Annotated in this window: 11 protein-coding genes; 7 read left to right on the top strand and 4 right to left on the bottom strand. The window is 63.8% G+C overall.

The features are described 5' to 3' along the window. Positions 1–40 precede the first annotated feature (40 nt). Both C1A35_RS23250 and C1A35_RS23245 read right to left on the bottom strand, forming a co-directional pair. Positions 41–2,290 (bottom strand): TonB-dependent receptor, encoded by a 2,250-nt coding sequence (locus C1A35_RS23250; RefSeq protein ID WP_440271557.1) that lies wholly within the window; start codon positions 2,288–2,290, stop codon positions 41–43. 735 nt (positions 2,291–3,025) lie between these two features. Beyond that, the gene (locus C1A35_RS23245) at positions 3,026–3,985 is read right to left on the bottom strand and encodes a 3'-5' exonuclease (protein ID WP_104666625.1); all 960 of its coding nucleotides are present in this window, start codon (positions 3,983–3,985) and stop codon (positions 3,026–3,028) included. Positions 3,986–4,562: 577 nt separating this feature from the next. On the opposite strand from C1A35_RS23245, the gene C1A35_RS23240 reads away from it, so the two are divergent. Further along, a complete protein-coding gene (locus C1A35_RS23240) occupies positions 4,563–9,044 on the top strand; it encodes a putative Ig domain-containing protein (protein ID WP_158665136.1) in 4,482 nt (1,493 codons plus the stop codon). Between the two features lie 199 nt (positions 9,045–9,243). On the opposite strand, the gene C1A35_RS23235 is transcribed toward C1A35_RS23240, so the two are convergent. Beyond that, positions 9,244–11,145 (bottom strand): methyl-accepting chemotaxis protein, encoded by a 1,902-nt coding sequence (locus C1A35_RS23235; protein WP_104666623.1) that lies wholly within the window; start codon positions 11,143–11,145, stop codon positions 9,244–9,246. A 289-nt stretch (positions 11,146–11,434) separates the two neighbouring features. Next, positions 11,435–15,055 (bottom strand): hydantoinase B/oxoprolinase family protein, encoded by a 3,621-nt coding sequence (locus C1A35_RS23230; RefSeq protein WP_104666622.1) that lies wholly within the window; start codon positions 15,053–15,055, stop codon positions 11,435–11,437. A 121-nt stretch (positions 15,056–15,176) separates the two neighbouring features. On the opposite strand from C1A35_RS23230, the gene C1A35_RS23225 reads away from it, so the two are divergent. From C1A35_RS23225 to C1A35_RS23200, 6 genes are all read left to right on the top strand, one after another. After that, the gene (locus C1A35_RS23225) at positions 15,177–15,761 is read left to right on the top strand and encodes a winged helix DNA-binding protein (RefSeq protein ID WP_104666621.1); all 585 of its coding nucleotides are present in this window, start codon (positions 15,177–15,179) and stop codon (positions 15,759–15,761) included. Between the two features lie 14 nt (positions 15,762–15,775). Beyond that, positions 15,776–17,608 (top strand): ABC transporter ATP-binding protein, encoded by a 1,833-nt coding sequence (locus C1A35_RS23220; RefSeq protein ID WP_104666620.1) that lies wholly within the window; start codon positions 15,776–15,778, stop codon positions 17,606–17,608. A gap of 90 nt (positions 17,609–17,698) precedes the next feature. Then, on the top strand, positions 17,699–19,186 hold the full coding sequence (locus tag C1A35_RS23215) for an ABC transporter substrate-binding protein (protein WP_440271556.1): 1,488 nt from the start codon (positions 17,699–17,701) through the stop codon (positions 19,184–19,186). A 60-nt stretch (positions 19,187–19,246) separates the two neighbouring features. Continuing rightward, a complete protein-coding gene (locus tag C1A35_RS23210; protein WP_104666618.1) occupies positions 19,247–20,170 on the top strand; it encodes an ABC transporter permease in 924 nt (307 codons plus the stop codon). Positions 20,171–20,174: 4 nt separating this feature from the next. After that, on the top strand, positions 20,175–21,029 hold the full coding sequence (locus tag C1A35_RS23205) for an ABC transporter permease (protein ID WP_104666617.1): 855 nt from the start codon (positions 20,175–20,177) through the stop codon (positions 21,027–21,029). Continuing rightward, positions 21,026–22,765: a M14 family metallopeptidase gene (locus C1A35_RS23200; RefSeq protein ID WP_104666616.1), complete on the top strand. Its 1,740-nt coding sequence runs from the start codon at positions 21,026–21,028 to the stop codon at positions 22,763–22,765. The genes C1A35_RS23205 and C1A35_RS23200 overlap by 4 nt, the downstream gene beginning before the upstream one ends. The last annotated feature ends 255 nt before the right edge of the window (positions 22,766–23,020 follow it).

Genomic DNA, 23,020 nt, shown 5'->3' with positions numbered 1-23,020 from the left:
AAGGCCGGCCGTTTCTTTTTGTGACTGAGGCTCAGCAGGCTCAGAATTCGAATGCGGTCGAGACCATGAAGGTGCGCGGTGCGCCGGCGGCGAGGAAGCCACGGGCGGACGAGGCCCAGTAGTTCTCGTCGAAGACGTTCTGGACGGTCGCCCGGATTTCCACCGGCTTGCCGTTCTCGCGCTCGAAGGAATAGCGCGCGCCGAGATCGACCCGCGTCCAGTCCGAAATCTTCTGCGTGTTCGCCTGGTCGTAGTAGGTGCTGCCGGAATAGACGAGGCGGCCGGTCAGTGTCAGGTCCTCTACCCAGGGCGTGTCGTATTCGCCGTAGAGGCTGAACGCCACATCCGGGACGCCGGGAACGCGGTTGCCATTGTACGAGATCTTGCCGGTGCGGTCCGATGCCTTGTCGAGCTTGGCATCCATGAAGGTGACGCCGCCGATGAGGCGAACACCATCGACCGGTTCGCCATAGGCCGAGAGTTCGAGACCACGGTTGACCTGCAGGCCATTGACCGAGAAGTCACGGAGGTCAGGTCCGCCGGGCACGGGGTTAGGCCTGGAAGTCGTGAAACCGTTTGGCTGCCGGATCTCGAACAGCGCTGCGGTCAGCATCACCTCACCGAGGTCGTACTTGACGCCGATTTCCTTCTGCTTGTTGACAACAGGGGGGTAGATCTGGCCGCTGTTGGTGGTGCCGGACGGCGCCGACGGCCCCTCGGTCAGGGCTTCCACATAGTTGGCATAGACCGCAAAGCTGTCGGTGACGTTGAAAAGAGCGGCGACCGCAGGGCTGAACCGGGATTTATCATAGTTATAGTTCCTCACCCCGACCGGGTCACTCGGAATTCCGGTGCGCGTGTTGAAGCCTTGCACGCGCATTTCCTGGTAGCGTCCGCCGAGCGTCAGCTGAAAACGGTCTTCGGCAAACGACAGGGTGTCCGAAATCGCAACGCTGGTTGCGACCAGATCCGAGAATTTGTGTAGGTCGTTCGAGCGCGGAAGTCCGCTCGCATCCCCCCAGGAACTCGGCACGTAGACCGGGTTGTAGATATTGGTCGTATAGCTCCTGAACTTGAAGTCACTCCGAGGATTGAAGTAGCCGCGGTTGTTCTTGTTCTGGGCCCGGCTGACGGACACGTTGAGCTGATGACCGACCGAACCGGTATCGAACTCTGAACGAAGACCGACCTCGCCCGACATCCCCTGGATCTCCTGCGGATTGTAGCCAAACTCCGCCAGCGCATCGCCCTTGGAATTCTGGATCGTGTAGGAGGTGCTCAGGAAGTCTTCGCGGTAGCGGCTGATACCGCCGGCGGCATAGATCGTGGTGTTGTCCAGCACGTCGAACTCGATGCGGCCAGCGATCATGTTGTGTTCGCTGTCGTGGTACTCGAACGGATTGGACGTGTTGATCCGGCCGTCGGGCGCTTCCGGGATCTTGATGCCCGGCGCTGCCGCATTGAACAGCGAGGCCGGTGCATTGATGTTCTGCTTGGAATGATTGAGGTCGAGCGAGGCGCGCACCCGGTCGCCGCGATAGTCGAGCCCGAGCGACAGCACGCCGATCTCGTTCTCGTTGTGATCAAGTGCGGTGTCGCCGCCGCGATAGGAACCGTTGAAACGGATGCCCCATTCGCCTTCCGGTCCGAAACGGCGGCCGATGTCGGCATGCGTCCACAGCTGAGAGTCCGACATGTAGGTGGTCGTCAGCCGTGTCAGGGGCTCGTCTGTGGCGCGCTTGGGCACCAGATTGATGGTGCCGCCGACGCGGCCGACGCCGCCGTTGACCAGCGTGCTTGGGCCCTTAAGGACTTCGACGCGTTCGATCCCCTCGAGAGGGCTGCGGCGCGGATTGGTTAGGTAGAAGAGGCCGTCATAGGCGGTATCGAGATTGGTGACCGAGAAGCCGCGGATGAAGAAGGAATCGCGCTCGCTGAAGGCCGGCGCATCCGCGCGCACGGACGGATCGTTGAGCGTGACGTCGGCGATGGACCGCGCCTGCTGATCGCGGATCAGCTTGTCCGTGTAGCCGGTGATGCTGAACGGCGTCTCCTTGACAGAACGGTTGCCCAGCGCGCCGAGCCGCGCGCCGGTCGCCATCTGGCCACCGGCATAGGGAGCCGAGGGCTGGCCGATAGTGCCGGTCTCGGGTGGCTGGCCGCCCGTCTGCCCGACGGCTACGATGGGTGCCAGTTTCGTCGCGTCACCCGATTGGCTTTCGGCCTGTGCCGGGGCTTCGACCCGTTTGGTCTTGCGCGTCTCCTGAGCCGACGCCACCACGGCGGACATCGCCAGCAGCGACACACTCGCCAAGACCACCTTGCCTCGCCGACGCGAAACCGAATTGAACCTGCCCCTTGCCATTCTCTTACCCCTGTAACTTCGAAAAACGTGAATCCGTATCCGCTACGGTCGTCGGCCAATTCAGCCGTCGCTCAGAACGCGACACACGCGCCCTCACCGTTCTCAAAACGGCGCAAGGCGTGCCCCTGGCATTGCGTTCAGTTGCGGTTATTTCGACCGACAGACCGGTCGCGTTCGTAAGAGCTCGCTTCGGCAAAGCGGGAGCGCAACGGGCCCTTCGGTCACTGCAAATTCGGTCGCAGCCATACGAACCGGTCGCCGGGAAAACTCTCGGCGATGACGGGGTATTCCACCTTCGGGAACACGCTTGGGACTGGGCGACAGTGCAATCATCGGCAGTGAAACATGAACTATAACAACGACGTAAAACTTGATTTTTTCGGTCAAGTCTATGCACCTATAGTCGGATTCGGCTTGCCGTCCACGCTTTTTATGCGCGAATTCAGTGGTTAACGGTAAACCGGGCGCCGATAGAGGAAAACGCGCGAATAGAAGGGCGCGACCGAGGCAGGTCGATGCGCAGCGCAGCCAACACCAATGCGGACACTCCGATCGGAAGGCTGCCTTCATGCAGAGGCCGGCGGAAAACAGAATGATTTGATTGACATAGGCTACATCCGCGCAAGGTCGCCCCTCGGTCCCGCGCGGTTCGCCTGACCGTCAGGCCCGGAAGCGATCGAAAGCGGTCAGACGCTTGATCGGCGGATCGGCTTCCTTCCAGCGATAGATCTCCGAGCGCAGGTAGCCGAGCTCATCCTCAAGCGCTTGATCGGCGACCTCGATCCACCAGGATTTCGGACGGCCGTCGCTTCCGTCGGACCAGCGATAACCGCGCGCTTTCAGGTGGTCCTTCATGTCGAACGGGCTGTTTTCCGCGAAGATGCGAACGCGCGATCGCTGGCTTGCCTCATAAAGCTCGGCAAACGGCGTGTTGCCGGACCCACCATCCTTGGCAAGGACTTCGAGCAGGGCGAAACAGTCGTCGACCGCCCGGTGGCCGTCGTGGAAATAGCCGGCCTGCCCGATCAGATAGCCGAGCTTGGTGCCCTCGAAGCCGCGGGAGGACCAATCGATCTCGGAGACGGAACAGGCCCATGCCTTTCCTTCGAAAACGGGAGAAAAGGCCTCACAGAACGGACGGTCGAAGCCGGCATTGTGCGCGATGACAAGGTCCGCCTTTTCCATCAGCGCCCGCACTTCTTCGAGGTCGATCGACTTTCCCGCGACCATCTCGTTGGTAATGCCGGTGAGGCGGGTGATTTCCGCGGAGATCGGGTTGGTCGGCTGTCGCAAACCACCGAAAACGCCCGTCACATCGCCGAGATTGCCCTTCTCGTCGAAGGTAAAGGCGACCAGCCCGATCTCGATGATCTCGTCCTTGCGATGGCTGAGCCCGGTGGTCTCGGTATCGAGGATGACGCCCCTCAGTGGAAAGCCGGGGCGTGCAACAGGCACCACGTCGCGCGGCACCAACCGCTGCAGCAGCCGATAGCGACCGGTCGCCTGAAGGTGACGGACCATGTCGTCCTCGGTCAGCGATGCCCGCTTGACCGCCGGTCCACCGCCCGCCTTTTTCGAAGTTGCCTCGTCCGAAACAAAGAGATCGAACTGCTGCGTCATTCGGTTGTCCCGCACATTAACGACTCACACACGTGCGTTCCAGAATAGCCGTTAACAGGCATGCTTCCCAGCAAATCGGGAAGAATGATGGGGACTACCGCCTGCGTAGGCCCGAGGGCCGACAGGGCCTGCTCACGAAAACGGGCCTGCCCGAGCGACACGCGCCGGTCAAAGATCGGGAGATATCGCCCCTCGAAAACCCTTCGGCGGCATCTGCCACCCTGTCCGCGCCAACGCAGAACAGGAATGGGAGTGCCGCCGCAGATATGGCCAAGAGATAAGTATGCCAGGCGAAGCCACTAAATCTGTACGTGTGTGGCAAGAAGGCTACAGCCACACATATGCGAACCAGCAATAAATAGCACTTATCACTTGCTGAGCTCTGTTGGTGGCAACGGAGCGACGGCAATCGGGGGACAATCCAGACGAAGGATGCATGTGAGGAGGGCCTTGCCTTCTCGCAACGCACATTCGCGTTTGGCATTCGTGGTGGGGCATTTTTTCGATGACGTATTCCTGTCGTGACACTGGACGAGAAATCGTTGCAGCACGAAATTCATCTCCCGTCGTGCTGCCCATGGCCCGCCGCAGGCGCCCGGCAGGTCTGCCCCGTTGGAGCAAGGCGGTCGCCACCTGGTTTGCGACGTTCCTTGTTGCGCTGCTGGTGGCCGGCAACGCCTACGCCCTCTCAAATGCTTGCAGCGAAATCAACGCCAATTGGTCGAATATTTCGCGCGGCGTACCAAACGCATGGTTCGAGGGCTTCTATGGGGCGTTCGAGCAAGGGGAAGAACTCTCCTATACCGCCACCACGACGAACAGCAGCGCTTTCGAAAAGAGTGGCGGCAAGGCCGGCGCATCGTTTGGGGTTTCGAAAGGCGGCGGCTACGACATAACGGTCGTTGAGCACACGATCGGCACGAACGAGCCGAACGATTTCACGCGATCCGGCACCATCTCGCTTGACCCGGGGCAGACATACTGGATCTACGTCATGGGTGGCGCCGAAGGTGGCGTCGCGACGGCTACGGTCACGTGCCGCTCGACGCTGTTGCCACCCACGGTCACGTCGATCTCACCCGCTTCCGGCCTGACATTGGACACGACCGCCGTTACAATCAGCGGCACCGACTTTACCGGCACGACAGGTGTCACCTTCGGCGGAACCGCTGCCACGTCGGTCGTCGTCGTCAGCGCCACGCAGATAACCGCCGTCGCGCCGACGCATGCGGCTGGCGCCGTCGATGTCGTCGTCACCAATCCGGCCGGGACAGGGGCGCTTCCCGGAGGTTTCACCTATATCGCGCCATCGATCGACGCGACGCTCAGCCTCCTCTCCCCGAGCACGGGAACGCTCTCGCCTTCCTTCGCGTCAACGACGACGAACTATTCCATGAATGTTCCAAACAGCGTCTCGTCGCTGTCCCTGATCCCAACGACCACCGACAGCGGAGCGACCGTCTCCATCAACGGCGCTCCGGTCGCAAGCGGCTCGCCTTCGGGCGCAATCAGCCTGGGCGTGGGAGTGAACTCCATCATCGTGACCGTTACCGCGCAGGATCGATCCACTCAAAAGACCTATGCGCTTGCCGTCACGCGCGGCGCACCGTTGTCCCTCGCCCCGCCAGCTGGCACTTTGGCCCAGGGCACCGTCGGGGCGGCCTACGACCTGGATTTCATCGCCTCGGGAGGACTGTCGCCGCGGACCTTTTCCGTTACGACGGGCGCACTTCCAGCCGGGTTGACCCTATCGTCCGCAGGCGCGCTCTCGGGGACGCCGACGGCGGCCGATACCTTCAACTTTTCGATCACGGCCGCGGATGGCCATAACGATACGATCACGGCGGCGTACACGCTTAAAATCGTGGCACCGACGATTGCACTTTCGCCTGCCACCTTGCCCGCAGCAACGGTAGCCGCTGCCTATAGCCAGACGATCACCGCAACGGGCGGGACCGGCCCCTACAGTTACACGGTGCAATCCGGCTCACTGCCGGCGGGGCTGACCTTGGCGAGCAACGGGACACTGTCCGGCACGCCGACGGCTGGAGGAAGTTTCGCGTTCACCGTCATGGCGACCGACGCATTCAGCAGCACCGGCACCCTGGCCTACACCCTCACCGTCGGCGCTCCGACGATCACCATATCTCCGGCAAGCCTTCCAGGCGGCAATATCGGCGCGGCCTACAGCCAGACCATTCTGGCCAGCGGCGGAACGGCTCCGCATCGCTTTGGCGTCAAGGCTGGCGCATTGCCGCCAGGGATCACGCTTGCCACAGACGGCACCTTGTCGGGCACGCCAACGGCGATCGGCCCCTTCAACGTCACCATCGAGGCCACGGACAGTTCCACCGGCGCCGGCCCCTATTCCAGCACCCAGACCTATACGCTGTTGATCGGGGCGCCGGCGATCACGCTCTCGCCTGGGACCTTGCCGGCCATATCGATCGGTGCTGCCTACAATCAGACGATCACGGCGACCGGCGGAACCGGACCGTACAGCTATACGGTGTCTTCAGGCGCAGCCCCCACGGGGATCGCATTGTTGGGCGACGGAACCTTGTCCGGGACGGCAACACGCAGCGGAAGCTTCTCGTTCACCGTCAAGGCGACCGACGCGCTCGGCAGCATCGGCGTTCAGGTCTACGCGGTCGTGGTTGGCGCGCCGACGATCACCTTTTCGCCGGCAAGCCTTGCGGCTGGAGAAACAGGTGTCGCCTACAACCAGCCGGTGACGGCAAACGGGGGAACAGCGCCGTACACCTATTCCGTCGCGCCAGGCACGTTGCCAGCCGGCATCACCCTGGCCGCAGACGGCACCCTTTCCGGCACGCCGACAGCGAGCGGGACCTTCAACATCACGATTCGCGCCACCGACAGCACCGTCGGAACCGGCGCCCCCTTCTCCGCCACCAAAGCCTATACGCTGGTGATTGGGGCGCCCACCATCACGCTCTCGCCTGCGACACTGCCTTCCGCGTCGCTAGGCACAGCCTATAGCCAGACGTTGATCGCCAGCGGCGGCGTCAGCCCTTACGGCTATACCGTCAGCTCCGGCACGTTGCCGGCCGGCCTCAACCTTGCCGCCAACGGGACGCTCTCCGGCACGCCGACGGCGAACGGGACCTCCACGTTCGACGTCCAGGCAACCGACTTCCTCGGCCGAACCGGGGCGCAAAGCTTTACATTGGTCGTCAACGCCCCGACGATCACGGTGGCGCCTTCAGGCCTTGCCGCGGGAACGGTCGGCACCGCCTACAGCCAGACGATCTCTGCCAGCGGCGGCGCAGCGCCCTATTCCTATTCGGTGACTGCAGGCACGCTTCCGGCGGGGCTCGGCATCGCGGCCGACGGCACCTTGTCCGGAACCCCGACTGCGGCCGGCAACGCCAACTTCACCGTCACCGCCACGGATGCATATGGCACAAGCGGCTCATCGGCATATGCCCTGACGATCAAGGCTACGCCGCTGGTCTTGTCGTTCGTGCCGGCGGCCGGGGCCCTGCCGGCTGCCATGGCCGGCGAGAACTACAGCGTCGGCATAGCGGCAAACGGCGGTGTCGGCGCACTGCTCTACGACGTCAGCAGCGGCAGCCTGCCCAAGGGAATGATCCTGAACGTCTCCACCGGCGCGCTGACAGGCCCGCTCGACGCAGACGCGACAATCGGTGAAACGAGGTTCACGATCAGGGCGACGGACACCGCCGGCAACAGCGGCACGGCGTCCTATTCCATCACGGTCGAGGCGCGCGAGGTGACAGCGCCCGACAGGACGGTCACCGTTCCTCCCGGCTCTTCGCCGCCGAATGTCTATCTGAACAGTGGCGCGACCGGCGGGCCCTTCACCTCGGCCGCCGTCGCGTTCGTCCAGCCGCCGAACGCGGGAACGGCTGAAATCATCGAAGGTGAACTTGCCGCCGCCGGCAGCTTCACGCCGGTCGGGTACTATCTGAAATTCACCCCGAACCCTGCCTTCTCAGGGACCGCCGTTGTCGGCTACAGACTGTCGAGCGCCAGCGGCCCATCGAACGTCGCCAGCGTTTCCTATCGCATCGGCTTTGATCCGCTTCATGTCGCGGATGAAGTCGACCGTCTCGTCCGTGGTTTCGTCGAAACCCGGCAGAACCTCATCTCCTCGACGCTGAAGGTGCCGGGTCTGCTCGATCGGCGGAGAAACGCGGCGAGCAGCGATCCGGTCACGACCCGCGTGTCGCCTTCAGCCGACGGCATTACGCTTGGTTTTGCCACCAGCCTTTCGCAGATCGAGGCGGCCCGCAACGCCGCCGAAGGCGCCGAAACGCAAGCCGACCTCATGCTCACGCCCTTCGACGTCTGGATCGACGGCACGTTCCTGATGCACAAGCGCGATCAGAACGACGGCCGCTGGGGCAATTTCGGAATGTTCTCGGCAGGTGCCGACTACCTCATCAGCGAAAAGGCGCTGGTCGGGCTATCCTTCCATTTCGACCGCATGAGCGACCCGACGGAGGAGGATGCCGAACTGACCGGCAACGGCTGGCTCGCCGGCCCCTACGCTTCGTTCGAGATCGGCAAGGGCGTGTTCCTCGACACGAGCCTGCTCTATGGCGGCTCCTGGAACGACATCGACACGGCGTTCTTCGACGGCTCGTTCGACACGACCCGCTGGCTGTGGGACACCAAGCTGCAGGGACAATGGCTGATCGATGAGGACACCATCCTCACGCCAAAACTCAGAGCGGTTTTCTTCAACGAAAAGGTCGATGACTATAGCGTCTCGAACGGCGCCGGCGGGACCGTATCCCTTACCGGCTTTACCGAGCAGCAATGGCGGTTCAGCGCCGGTGCGGAAATCGAGCACAGCTACGCGCTTGAAGACGGCTTGACGCTGACGCCTCGGATTGGCGCCAGTGTCGGCTTTGCCGCCCTCGACAACAGTGGCGCTTTCGGCACGCTGTCGGCGGGCGTCGATCTGTCCAACGACATCAACTGGAACCTGGACGCGGCGCTGCTCTTCAACATCGAAGACGATGGCGAACAGGCCGCTGGCGGCAGAGTGGGGATCAGCGTGCGCTTCTAGCGGCGCCTTCTGACGACAGCGGCCTGCGCCGACAGTCGGCCGCGCCTTCAGAGCACGCGCAGGCTTCCCGGGAAAACAGAAACGATCGGGGCGGTTTGCCGCCGCCCCGATCGCGTTATTGTTTGGTGCTTACGCTCTAGCGCTTTGATTCCAGAGCATCTTTCCGCCCGCAAGTGAATCCACTTGAAGGCAGGATGCTCTAGGCAGCGCGGTTCCAGCTTTCGCGTGCCGCGGCACCTTCCAGCTTGAACTTTGCCAGCATCGTGCGGAGCTGCCGGCTTTCCTCGGCGAGCGTACCGCTCGCCGCCGTCGTCTCTTCCACCATTGCCGCGTTCTGCTGCGTCATCTGGTCCATGTGATTGACGGAGGTGTTGATCTCCTGCAGCGCGGTCGCCTGCTCGCGCGCGGCCGTGGCGATCGTATTGACGTGGCCGCTGACATTGTTGACCAGTGTTTCGATCTCCAGCAGCGCCTCGCCGGTCGAGCGCACCAGCGACACGCCGGTCTCGACCTCGGACGCGGAGCTGTGGATCAGCGTCTTGATCTCCTTGGCGGCGTTGGCCGAGCGCTGGGCGAGTTCGCGCACTTCCTGCGCGACGACCGCGAAACCACGGCCGGCCTCACCGGCGCGAGCCGCTTCGACGCCGGCGTTGAGCGCCAGCAGGTTCGTCTGGAAGGCGATCTCGTCGATGACCGAGATGATCTGGTTGATGCGGTTGGACGAATCCTCGATCCGGCCCATGGCATCGACCGCACTGCGCACGATCGCACCGGAACGGCCGGCACTCTCCTTGGTGGCGCGCACCATCTCATGTGCCTCGTTCGCCCGCTCGGAAGCGGTGCGCACGGTCGAGGTGATCTCGTCGAGCGCGGCTGCGGTTTCTTCAAGCGCTGCCGCCTGCTGTTCCGTGCGCTTCGACAGATCGTTGGCGGCCGAACTCAGTTCGGCAGAGTTGTCGTTGATGGTGCTGGCCGCCGTACGCACGTTTTGCATGGTCGAGCGCAGCGTCACCATCGTCTGGTTGACGTTCACCTGCAGCTCGGCGAAGGCGCCGTGGAACTCGCCGCGCATGTTCTGCGTCAGGTCGGCATCCGCAAGGGCCGCGATCACGCGGCGCACCTCGTTGACCGTCTGGTCGACGCTCGACACCAGTTCGTTGACGCTCGACGCAAAGCGGTTGAGGTCGTCGTTTTCGTAATCCTTGGTGATGCGGCCGGTGAAATCGCCGGCAACGGCCGAGGCGACGACGACGCTGATGTTCGACTGCAGATCGCTGCTTCGGGCATGGAGTGCGGCTTCCTGCGCCTTCATCGCGCGCATGGCGATGCCGTTCTTGCGGAACACTTCGACGGCGCGTGCCATCTCGCCGATCTCGTCCTGGCGGGAAACGTCCGTGCCCTCGCCGTCGAGCTTGCCGTCGGCAAGTTCGCTCATGGTCGAGGTGAGTTCGCGCACCGGCATGACGATGCCGCGGCGGGCGACGACGAGGCTGACGCCGACGCCGAAGAGCACGCAGGCGGCAGCGGCACCGGCGAGGATCGTCATCGCGACGGAGGAGGAATTGAGCGCTTCGGTGCGGGCCGCCGCGAGCGCATCACCGGAATAGGTGCTGTAGGTCTTGACCGTTGCCGTCACGGTCTTTTGCGCTTCGAGCGCCTTGTCGAGTGCACCCTTGACGGCGCCAGCATCTCCGCCCTTGCCGGCAGCGACGGCGACCATGGCGCGGATCTCGTCGAAATAGCTGTTGAGCGTGAGGCGGATGTCGTTCAGCAGCTTGTCTTCCGCATCGTCGGCGACAGCCTCGATCTTCGTCAGGCGGCCGAGCATTTCCTCGGCGCGCTTCTCGGTTTCCGCGCCGAAGTCGGCCGCTTTCTCCGGGGCTGCGGCGAGCTGATAGGTCATGCGGCTGATGGCGATGATGTCGACGCGCAGGTCCATCGCCTCGCGCGCCGCTTCCTCACGCGCGCCGACATCGACGATCGTCGCACCGAGCGAAGAAAGGCCACGCGCTCCGGCGAGCGCAATCAGAATGGAGGATATGCCCATGACCACGACCACGAGGCCGACCTTGGTCAAAATCGAAAGGTTCTTGAACGCCACTGCCGTGACTCCTGTGATGTCGCGATCGCGCAATTGGGGAGGACATGGTCAGCCATACCGGCGGGAGGAGGACCGGCTGTTAGCGGCACCTGGGAGGAGGAACGGCGCGCGCACTGACCGATAAATACTTAGTAATTTCGAATTTAAATTCAGGTTAAAAAAGCGATCGCGTCTTTTCGCATATGCAGCACAAGTGGATGCGCATATCTCAAAAACGAAAAACGGGCGGACGATCGCTCGCCCGCCCGCAGACCACCGCAGCAGTCTTGGGAGATTTCAGTCCTTCGGCCTATGACCGGCCGTAGCCGCCGCCGGTCGGCGTCACCACGGTAAAGGCTTCGCCGGCTTCGAGAACCGTATGGGCGCAGCCCGACAGTTCCTCGGTCCGGCCGTCCTTGCGGCGCACGAGGTTGCGGCCGAGTTCACCCGGGCTACCGCCCTTGATGCCGAAGGGCGCGACGCGGCGATGGCCGGAGAGGATCGCGAAGTCGAGCGTTTCACGCGCCCGGATCGTGCGCTTCGTGCCGTTGCCGGCATGCCACTGGCCACGGCCACCGGAGCCGAGGCGAATGTGGAAGTCTTCGAGCACCACCGGGAACCGGGTTTCGAGGATTTCCGGATCGGTCAGGCGCGAATTGGTCATGTGCGTGTGGACCGCATCGGCACCGTTGTAGCCGGGACCGGCCGGTGCGCCGGAGCATATGGTCTCGTAGTACTGATAGTTGTCGTTGCCGAAGGTGAGATTGTTCATCGTCCCTTGCGCGCCCGCCTGGCTCTGGACCGCGCCGAACAGGCAGTTGGTCACGGCCTGGCTGACCTCGACGTTGCCGGCAACGACGGCCGCCGGATAGCGCGGCGTCAGCATCGTGCCCTCGGGAATGACGATGTGGATCGGACGCAGGCAGCCGGCATTCATCGGGATGTCGGCCTCGACCAGCACGCGGAAGACATAGAGCACTGCGGCGCGCGTGACCGGGGCCGGCGCGTTGAAGTTGTCGCCGCGCTGCTCCGAGGTGCCGGTGAAATCGACGGTCGCCTCGCGCTTGTCGCGATCGACGGTGATCTTGACGACGATGCTGCAGCCCTGGTCCATCTCGTAGGAGAACTCGCCGTCCGGCAACTGGTCGAGCACGCGGCGCACGCTTTCAGCGGCATTGTCCTGGACGTGGCCCATATAGGCCTCGACCACGTCCTCGCCGAACTGGGCGATCATCTTCTTGAGTTCGGCGACGCCCTTTTCGTTGGCCGCAACTTGCGCCTTCAGGTCGTTGACGTTCTGCAGGATGTTGCGCACCGGATAGCGCGCGCCGTTGAGCAGCGCTTCGAGTTCGGCTTCGCAGAAGCGACCGGCATCGATGAGCTTGAAGTTGTCGATATAGACGCCTTCCTCCTCGATGTTGGTGGCAAGCGGCGACATCGAGCCCGGCGAAATGCCGCCGATATCGGCGTGATGACCGCGGCTTGCGACCCAGAAGCGGATCTCTCGTCCGGCATCGTCGAAGACGGGCGTGCAGACGGTGAGGTCCGGCAGGTGGGTGCCGCCGTTATAGGGCGCGTTGATCAGGAACACGTCGCCGGGCTTGATCACCGGGTTCTCGCGGATCGCGGTGGCGACCGAGGCGTCCATGGAACCGAGATGCACCGGCATGTGCGGCGCATTGGCGACAAGGTTGCCGCGGTTGTCGAAGACGGCGCAGGAGAAATCGAGCCGTTCCTTGATGTTGACCGAATAGGCGGTGTTCTGCAGCGTCACGCCCATCTGTTCGGCGATCGACATGAACAGGTTGTTGAAGATCTCCAGCATGACCGGATCGGCATGGGTACCGATCGCGCTCTCCTGCTTGAGTTCTTTCACGCGGCGAAGCACGATGTGGTCCTTGGCGGTCAGTTCCGCCTGCCAGCCGTCCTCGACGACGACGGTCTGGTTCGGTTCGATGATGATCGCCGGACCGTCGAGCCGCTGGCCGGGGCTGAGTTCTGCACGTAGCGCGACCGGCGCGTCATGGAACTGCCCTTGCGAATAGAAGCGCGTGCGGCGCGAAACGTCTGGTGTGCCTGACGTGACGGACGCGCCTTCGCGCTCCATCTGGGCAGCGCCGCCGCCGACCGTCTCGACCTCGACGGCGTCGATCACCAGTGCCTTGTTGTCGGCGACGAAGCCGAAGCGGCGCTTGTGCAGGGTTTCGAACTCGGCGCGCAGGCGGGCGATGTCGTCATGGTCAGGGAAGGTCGCATCGACCGCAAGCACCGTGTCGGTGCCGGCATAACGGATATGGGCGCGCAGATGCGTGCGAATCTCGTCGCGGGCGATCCCTTGCGCCTCCAGTTCGCCGAGGCAGTCGACTTCCAGTTCGGCGCCCAGCGCGCTGAGGGCCGCCGGCGCCTGGTCGTCGAGCGCGACGCCGAGCGCCTTCTGGCGGGTCGAGCGGATATCGGCAAGGCCCATGCCATAGGCCGAGAGCAGGCCGGACATCGGGTGCACGAGAATGCTCTTCATGCCGAGTTGGTCGGCAACGAGGCAGGCGTGCTGGCCACCTGCGCCGCCGAAGCAGCTGAGCGCATAGCGGGTCACGTCATAGCCGCGCTGCACGGAGATCTTCTTGATCGCCTCGACCATGTTGGCAACGGCGATGCGGATGAAGCCGTCGGCCACGTCCTCCGGGCTGCGGCCATCGCCGATCTCGGCGGCCATGGCGGCAAAACGGCCGCGCACGGTCTCGACGTCGAGGCGTTCGTCCTGGTTCGGGCCGAAGAGCGCCGGGAAGAAATCCGGCATCAGCTTGCCGAGCATGACGTTGGCGTCGGTAACGGCGAGAGGCCCGCCATTGCGGTAGCAAGCCGGACCGGGATTGGCGCCGGCCGAATCCGGGCCGACGCGGAAACGCTCGCCGTCGAAATGCAGGATCGAGCCGCCGCCGGCGGCAACCGTGTGGATCAGCATCATCGGCGCGCGCACGCGCACGCCGGCAACTTCCGTCTCGAATGCGCGCTCGTATTCGCCGTCGAAGTGCGCAACGTCCGTCGAAGTGCCGCCCATGTCGAAGCCGATGACGCGATCGAAGCCCGCGGCTTCACCGGTCTTGGCAAGGCCGACGACACCGCCTGCCGGGCCGGAGAGGATCGCATCCTTGCCCTGGAACATCTCAGCCGCGGTCAGGCCGCCGGAGGACATCATGAACATGACGCGCGCGCCGGTACGCGCGATGTCGAGTTCGCTCGAAACTTGAGCCACGTAGCGGCGCAGAACCGGGGAGAGATAGGCGTCGATGACGGTGGTGTCGCCGCGGCCGACATATTTGATCAGCGGCGAGACTTCATGGCTGACGGAGACCTGCTCGAAACCGAGTTCGCGGGCGATGCGCGCAACGGCCGCCTCATGCTCCGGATACTTGTAGGCATGCATGAAGACGATGGCGACGGACTTGTAGCCCTTGCCCTTCAGGTCTTCGAGCGCTGCGCGCGCCTTCGCCTCGTCGAGCGGCTGCTCGACGACACCGTCGGCCAGCACGCGTTCGTCGAGTTCGACGATATCCTGGTAGAGCGCTTCCGGCTTGATGATCTCGGTCGCGAAGATCTTCTTGCGCTCCTGGTAGCCGATCTTCAGCGCGTCGCGGAAACCCTTGGTCGTCACGAGCGCCAGCGGCTCGCCCTTGCGCTCGAGCAGCGCGTTGGTGGCAACCGTCGTGCCCATGCGCACTTCGCCGATGAGACCGGTCGGGATCGGCGCACCGGTCGCGAGACCGAGATGCAGGCGAATGCCCTGCACGGCCGCGTCACGGTAGGCCTCCGGATTTTCCGAAAGCACCTTGCGCGCATGCAAGTTCCCGTGCGGGTCGCGGCCGATGACATCGGTGAAGGTGCCGCCACGGTCGATCCAGAAGTCCCAGCTGCCGGTTTCGCGTGCGCTCATTGTCCATCCCTCTCATTCGCGAGCCGCTTCATTGTGCAAGCCCGGAAATTCATCAAAGCAGTTCGTTGACAAAATGTCGATAAAATGATGACATAAAATCGTCAAGATGAGGAAGAGCTGAATGACGAAGAAGTCGGAGGAGAGCTTTAAAGGACGGGAATGGGCCGAAGACGCCCTGCCCGAACATCTAAAGCCGGTCGCGGCCATCGGCCCGATCGTCTCTTCCGCGCACCTTGCCGAAGGCGGCTCTCCCGGCCTCTCCGAAGTCGAATATGGCCTGATCCTCGCCTCGCACGCCTTTCACCGCTGGATGATGCGCTGCATGGCGGCCGCCGGCGTCCCCGGGCTTTCCCCGATCGAAATCCTGATCCTGCACACGATCCGCCACCGCGATCGCGGCAAGAAGCTCGCCGACATCTGTCTCGTGCTCGATATCGAAGACACCCACGTCGCGACCTATGCGATCCGCAAGCTCGAAGCCGCCGGCCTGGTGACGACGGGCAAGCAGGGCAAGGAAAAGACCATCCGCATCACCGACAAGGGAGCTGACGCCTGCACGCGCTACGCCCACATCCGCGAGCGGCTGCTGGTTTCCTCTACCGCCAAGGCGCGTCCTTCCGAGGAGACGCTTTCCGAAATCGCCGCCGTCCTGCGTTTCATGTCGGGCGCCTATGAACAGTCCGCGCGCGCCGCGACCACATTGTAAACGAGGAAGACCGCGTGACCGTCGATACGCCTGCGCCCCTGCTCGCCGTTGAGAAGCTTTCCGTCGCCTTCAACGGCAACCCCGTCGTCGAAGATCTGAGCTTCACGGTGACGCCCGGGCGCACGCTCGCAATCGTCGGCGAATCCGGTTCCGGCAAATCGGTCACGTCCCTTTCGATCATGCGGCTCGCCGACATGATGGGCGGCCAGTTTCCGACCGGCCGCATCCTGTTTCGCGGCAAGGACGGCGAAATCGACCTGACGGCTGCCCCGCAAAAGACCATGCGCGCGATCCGCGGCAAGGAGATCGCCATGATCTTCCAGGAGCCGATGACGTCGCTGAACCCGGTCTTCACCATCGGCGACCAGGTCGCCGAAGTGCTGATGCTGCATGAAAAGATGACCAAGGCCGAGGCCCTTGTCGAGACGCGCCGCCTGCTCGACATGGTCCGCCTTCCAGATAGCGCCGAATTGATTGGCCGCTATCCGCACCAGCTCTCGGGCGGCATGCGCCAGCGCGTCATGATCGCCATGGCGCTCGCCTGCCGGCCGAAACTGCTGATCGCCGACGAGCCGACAACAGCACTCGACGTCACCATCCAGGCGCAGATCCTGACGATCATCCGGGACCTGCAGAAGGAGCTCGGCATGGCGGTGATCTTCATCACCCATGACATGGGCGTCGTCGCCGAGATGGCCGACGACGTCGTCGTCATGTGGAAGGGCCGCAAGGTCGAGGAAGGCCCGGTCCGCGAGATCTTCGCAAGCCCCAAGCACCCCTATACCCAGACGCTGCTGTCCGCCGTGCCGAAGCTCGGCAGCATGACCGGCGAGGAATTCCCCAAGCGGCTGCCGCTGACCATGATGGTGGACGGCGAGCCGAGGCGCGTCGGCAATACCCATATCCAGCGCACCGCCCGCTACGATGCGGCGCCGATCCTTTCGGTACGCGATCTCGTCACCCGCTTCGACGTGCGCAAGAACCTCTTTGGCAAGGCGACGCACCGCGTTCACGCGATCGAAAACGTCAGCTTCGACATCTTCCCGGGCGAAACCCTGGCGCTCGTCGGCGAAAGCGGTTCCGGCAAGTCGACGATCGGCCGCACGATCCAGCAGTTGCAGAACGCGACCTCGGGCGAAATCCTCTTTGGCGGCCGCCCGGTCTCGGCCATGAGCTATGCCGAGCGGCAGAGACTGAAGCAGGAAATCCAGTACATCTTCCAGGATCCCTTCGCCTCGCTCGATCCGCGCAAGACCGTGGGCTTCTCGATCGCCGAGCCGATCCGCACCCATGGCCTGATCCTCGGCGAAAAGGAAATCGAAAAGCGCGTGCACGAACTCCTGGAACGCGTCGGCCTGACGGCCGCGCACGCCAAGCGTTACCCGCACGAATTTTCAGGCGGCCAGCGCCAGCGTGTCTGTATCGCCCGTGCGCTCGCCTCCCGCCCCAAGCTGATCATCGCCGACGAGGCGCTGTCCGCACTCGACGTCTCCATCCAGGCGCAGATCATCAACCTGTTCATGGAACTGCAGGAACAGGAAGGCCTCGCCTATCTCTTCATCAGCCATGACATGGCGGTGGTCGAGCGCATGAGCCATCGGGTGGCGGTGCTCTATCTCGGCCAGATCATGGAGTTCGGCAGCCGCCAGCAGGTGTTCGAGACGCCGTCCCATCCCTATACCCGCCGGCTGCTTTCCGCGGTCCCGGTCGCCGAGCCCGGCAAGGGCCGCGAGCGCGCCATGCTCGAAGGCGAAATCCCGAGCCCGATCCGCCGCGTCGGCGACGAACCCGCGGTGTTGCCGCGCAAAGAGATCGCCCCTGGCCACTTCGTGGCCAAGGGTGCGTGAGCCGCTTTCTCTTCTCAAGAAGGCTGTCGAAACAGGAGTGAGTAAATGATCAACAAAAAGGGGATCCACGCCGCTTTCATCGCAATTGCGATGGCCGGCAGTTTCATGACCGCAGCCCCGGCCTTTGCCGCCGGCACGCTGACGGTATCGTCGCCGCAGGATCCGGGAAGCTGGGACCCGGTCGACACCTTCCTCGTCAACTGGGCGTCGGTCGCCACCAACATCTATGACGGCCTGACCTATCGCGGCCCGGACTTGAAGCTCGTGCCCGGCCTTGCCACCGCGTGGGAAGAGCTCGACGGCGGCAAGCGCCTGCGCTTCACGCTGCGCGAAGGCGTCAAGTTCCACAACGGCGAGCCCTTCAATGCCGAAGCGGTGAAGTTCACCTTCGATCGCCTGCTCGGCGAGGAAGGTTCCAAGGGCCCGCAGAAGTCCAACTATGCGGTGATCGAGAAGGTCGAGATCGTCGACGAAAAGACCGTCGATCTCGTTTTGAAGACGCCGGATCCGGTGCTTCTCACCAAGCTCGCCGGCTATGGCGCGATGATCGTTCCGCCGAAGTACATCCAGGAGAAGGGTGAGGACTACTTCAACGCCCATCCGGTTGGCACCGGCCCGTTCAAGTTCGTCTCCTACGAGCCGAAGGTCGGCATCAAGCTCGAAGCCTTCGCTGACCATTGGGGCGGCGCGCCGAAGCTTTCCAACCTCAACTACCGCTTCATCTCGGAGCCGGCGACCGCCGTTGCCGAGCTGCAGGCCGGCCGCGTCGATCTCGTGATCCCGCCGACCATTCCGATCGGCATGATCCCGACGATCCAGGACGACAGCAACCTCGAAATCGTCACCAGCGCCGGCCCGACGGTCTACGCGCTGCGCTTCAACACCCGCGACGGCATCACCAAGGATCCGAAGGTCCGCAAGGCGCTGATCCTCGGCGTCGACCGCGACACCATCATCCAGTCGATCCTCGCCGGCCAGGCGGATCCGATCGCCAGCTTCCAGGGCAAGCTTTCCTTCGGCTTCGACCCGGCGATGAAGCCGCTTCCTTACGATCCGGAACAGGCCAAGGCGCTGCTGAAGGAAGCCGGCGTCGCGCCGGGTGCCTCCGTGCAGATCGACGTTCGCGGCAACGACGCGACCTTCAACGAGGTCGTGCAGGCGATCGCGAGCTACCTGCAGCTGATCGGCATCAACGCCACGATCAAGCCGTACGAGACCAACGTTCTCCTGAACGACATCATCCCGGCGGGCAAGACCGGCGCGCTGTTCCAGCAGTCCTGGGGCGGCTGGACGCTCGACTACGACAACACCGCCTACTCGATGTACCACTCCGGCGAGAAGTGGAACCCCTACGACAAGGATGCGGAACTCGACAAGCTGCTCGAATCCCAGCGCTCGATCACCGACCAGGCCAAGCGCGAGGAAATCCTCAAGCAGATCGCCAACTACGCCGCCGAGCGTTCGCTCGAGATGCCGCTCTATAACCTCAACGCCATCTTCGGCGTGAGCAAGCGCGTCAAGAACTTCACGCCGGTTCCGGACAGCCGCCTGCGGCTGACGGACGTGACGGTCGAGTAACAATCCGGTCCGCCGCTCCACCTTTGCGGCGGCGGACCACATTCCAAAAGGGCGGGTCACTTGGCCGGATTTCTGATCAAACGTTTTCTGCAGGCGGTCTTCGTCGTGTTCGTCGTGACGCTGACTGTCTCCTATGCCATCCGGTTCACCGGCGATCCCGCGCTGATGCTGGCGCAGGGTGCGGGCAGCGTCACCGAGGAAGATCTCGTGCGCATCCGCGAGGGGCTCGGCCTCAACCAGCCGTTTCTCGCCCAATATGCCCAATTCATCACAGGCATGTTCAGGCTCGACTTCGGCCGTTCCTTCATGGGCGGCACCCCGGTCTCGCAGCTGATCGCCTCGGCGCTGCCGGCAACCATGCTGCTGGCCTTCGCCTCGCTGATCGTATCGATCGCCATTTCCATTCCGCTCGGCATTCGCGCCGCCGTCGCCCGCGGCAAATGGGCCGACCAGACGATCCGCATCCTGTCGCTGATCGGTCTTTCCTTCCCGAATTTCTGGCTGGCGATCATGCTGGTGCTGTTGTTCTCGATCGTGCTCAAATGGCTGCCGCCGAGCGGCATGGACGGCTTTGCAAGCTTCATCATGCCGGCGCTGACCATGGGCATCATCCTGACGGCGACGAACGTGCGGCTGGTGCGCACCGCGATGCTCGAAACCCTGCAGTCGCAATACATCATGGTCGCCCGCGCCAAGGGCCTCAGCGAAAGCAAGGTGCTCTACAAGCACGCGCTTCGTAACTGCGCGATCCCGCTGATCACCTATTTCGGCCTGCAGTTCGGCGGCCTGCTCGGCGGCATCGTCGTCGTCGAACTCGTCTTCAACTGGCCGGGCATGGGCACGCTCGCCTTCGACGCAGTCGCCTCGCGCGACTACCCTGTGCTTCAGGCGGTCATCACCGTGCTCTCGCTGATGATCGTGTTCGTCAATCTTCTCGTCGACATCGCCTATGGCCTCGTCGATCCGCGCATCCGGACGGAGTGAGCCGATGACGTCTAAGGCTTCCAGCACCCGCTTCGCCCGTTTCCGCAATCTCGAGTTCATTCTCGGCGCGCTTCTGACCGGCGGCATCTGCCTCGCGGTCGTCTTCTCCGGCGTGCTCTTTCCCGGCGGTGTCGACAAGATCGACCTGATGGCGCGCCTGACGCCGCCCTTCGTCAACTGGGCGCATCCGCTCGGCACCGACCCGCTCGGCCGCGACGTGCTCGCGCGCGTCGTCGCTGGCGGCAAGATCTCGCTGCTCGTCGGCCTGACGTCGGTTGCCGGCGCCGTCGTCGTCGGCGTGATCATGGGGCTCGTCTCGGGCTACTATCGCGGCTTCTGGGACATGCTCGTCATGCGCTTTGCCGACGTTCAGCTGGCGCTGCCCTTCATCCTGCTTGCCATCACCTTCATCGCCATCGTCGGCGGCGGGCTTGGTAACACCATCATCCTGCTGATCGTCTCGCAATGGGTGCAATATGCCCGCCTCGTGCGCGGCTCGGTGCTGTCGCTGCGCGAGCGCGAATTCATCCAGTCGGCGCGCGCCATCGGCGTTCGCGACTACAAGATCCTGTTCCAGCACCTGCTGCCGAACCTGATCGGGCCGGTGATCGTGCTGATGACGCTCAACGTCGCCAACAACATCCTGCTCGAAAGCAGCCTTACCTTCCTCGGCCTCGGCGTCGACCCGCTGATCCCGAGCTGGGGCGGCATGCTCGCCGACGGCCGTACCTACCTGCAGAACGCCTGGTGGGTCAGCGTCTTCCCCGGCCTTGCGATCCTCTTGACCGTTCTCGGCCTCAATCTTCTCGGCGACTGGCTGCGCGACAGCCTCGACCCAACCGGTAGAACCTCACGATGACGACGATTTTCGAAGGCGCCTTCGAGCGCACGCTCGACACGCTTCTGACCACCTACGGCAAGGAAGCGGCCCGGGGCACCAGGCTCGAAGCCTGGCTGTTCGACGATGCCGCCAGCCGCAAGGCGGGCGAACAGAAGCTTGCGAGCTTCGGCGTCAAGGCGACGCTCCGCAGCGCCTACAAGCCGCTGCTGCATTTCTTCCTGGAAGACGTGGATCGCGCAGCGCTTTCAAGCGTCGTCGTCCGCTATCCCCAGCATGAGGGCGCCCCTCAGAACCGCTTCCTGCTCGAAGCCTATCCGCTCGCAGCCCTTGTCGGCGATGCCGAGATCCGCTTCGAGGCCGGCAGCGCCAAGGCATTCACCTACGATGTCGCGTTGGCCTTCCGTGACGGACGCCAGGAAAACCACGCCGTCTTTGCGCCCAACCGCATCCACACCGATTTCATCGGCGAGACCCTGCTGTCGCCGACCGGCTGGATCCGGCTCGACCAAGGCTGCGACAAGCATCGCGAATGCCATCTCGAGACCGACTACGAGCGGCTGTTCGCCGGCACCATACGGGCGATCGCCGATCATGCCTGGGGCGACAGCGAGCCCTATTTCGAAGAACTCAGCATCCGCGTGACCCTGCCGATCACCGACTTCCGCCTGCCCGTCGGCGAGGAGGTGGTGAGCCTTCGCGAAGCGCTGCACGAGGACTTCTATTTCTCGCTGCTCGAAGTCTTCCAGAAAAGGTCCGGCCGCCCGCTCGGCGACCGCGGCCTGAAGCCCGGCCAGATCGTGCCGGAGATCGTCTTCGGCGTCGGCAAACCGACCGTCGTCGTCAAGGTGCGGCCGCTGCAGGCGACGGACGCCGACGGCGAAAGCCAGCCGCTCGACACCGCCGTGGCGCCGCTCGCGGTAGCGCAGATCCACGCCGAGCTCGCCGCCATCGACGGCCAGCCCTTCGAGGCCAGATCTCGTGCCGGCCGCGCGGTCATGGCGCGCTATCACAAGGGAACCGACGCACCGGTCATGATCAGCGGCGGTCAGCACCCGAACGAGACGACCGGCATCGTCGGCGTGCTTCGCGCCGCCCACGCGCTCGCCACCCGCGCCGGCAGCCATTTCACCATCTCGCCGCTCGAAAATCCCGACGGCTATGCCGTGCATCAGCGACTGCGCGTCGACAACCCGCTGCACATGCACCATGCCGCCCGCTACACGGCCCTTGGCGACGATCTCGAGTACCGCACCGGTGCAGCACTCAACGAGCGCGAAATCCGCAAGGAGGCCGAGCGGCTGACGGGCGCGCAACTGCACGTCAACCTGCACGGCTATCCCTCGCACGAATGGACGCGGCCGCTGTCGGGCTACGTGCCGCGCGGTTTCGCCATGTGGACCCTGCCCAAGGGTTTCTTCCTGATCATGCGCCACCACGCCGACTGGGAAGCCCGCGCCGAACAACTGATCGCGGAAGTCACCGAGCGGCTAGCGGCCATCCCGGGCCTGCTCGCCTACAACGACGCGCAGATCGCGCTTTACGAGACCCATGCCGGCGAGACCGGTTTCCGCATCATCAACGGCTTCCCCTGCATGATCTCCGTCGACGACCGCCACACGGCGCCGCTGACGCTGATCACCGAATATCCCGACGAGACCATCTACGGCGATGCCTTCATCGCCGGCCATGGGGCGCAGAAGGAAACGGTGCTGGCCGCCTATGATGCATTCCAACGGATCATGGCTATCTCCTGAGATCGGGCTCGCCCGACCGCGACGAGCGGTTGCTGCCGCAATAGGCCCGTTCGTGGCCCGGACCTGTTTCTCCTGAACCTTTCATTGGGACAGGAACGCAATGGGCGACCCGCGCTCCGCCTGCGAAGCGCCGCGGCGGGGTGCGGCCTGATTGTTCAGGGCCGCACAGCGCCCCAGGCCGAATACGGTAAAGCCCGGCAAGGCGCATTGCAGGGCCGCAACATCTCCCGCTAGAACCAGCACGGGCCGCGCCGG

It is taken from the genome of Ensifer adhaerens (assembly GCF_002940685.1).
GTDB lineage: Bacteria > Pseudomonadota > Alphaproteobacteria > Rhizobiales > Rhizobiaceae > Ensifer > Ensifer adhaerens_E.
Note: the sequence above shows the minus strand (reverse complement) of the source record. Positions and strands in the feature narration are given on the sequence as shown.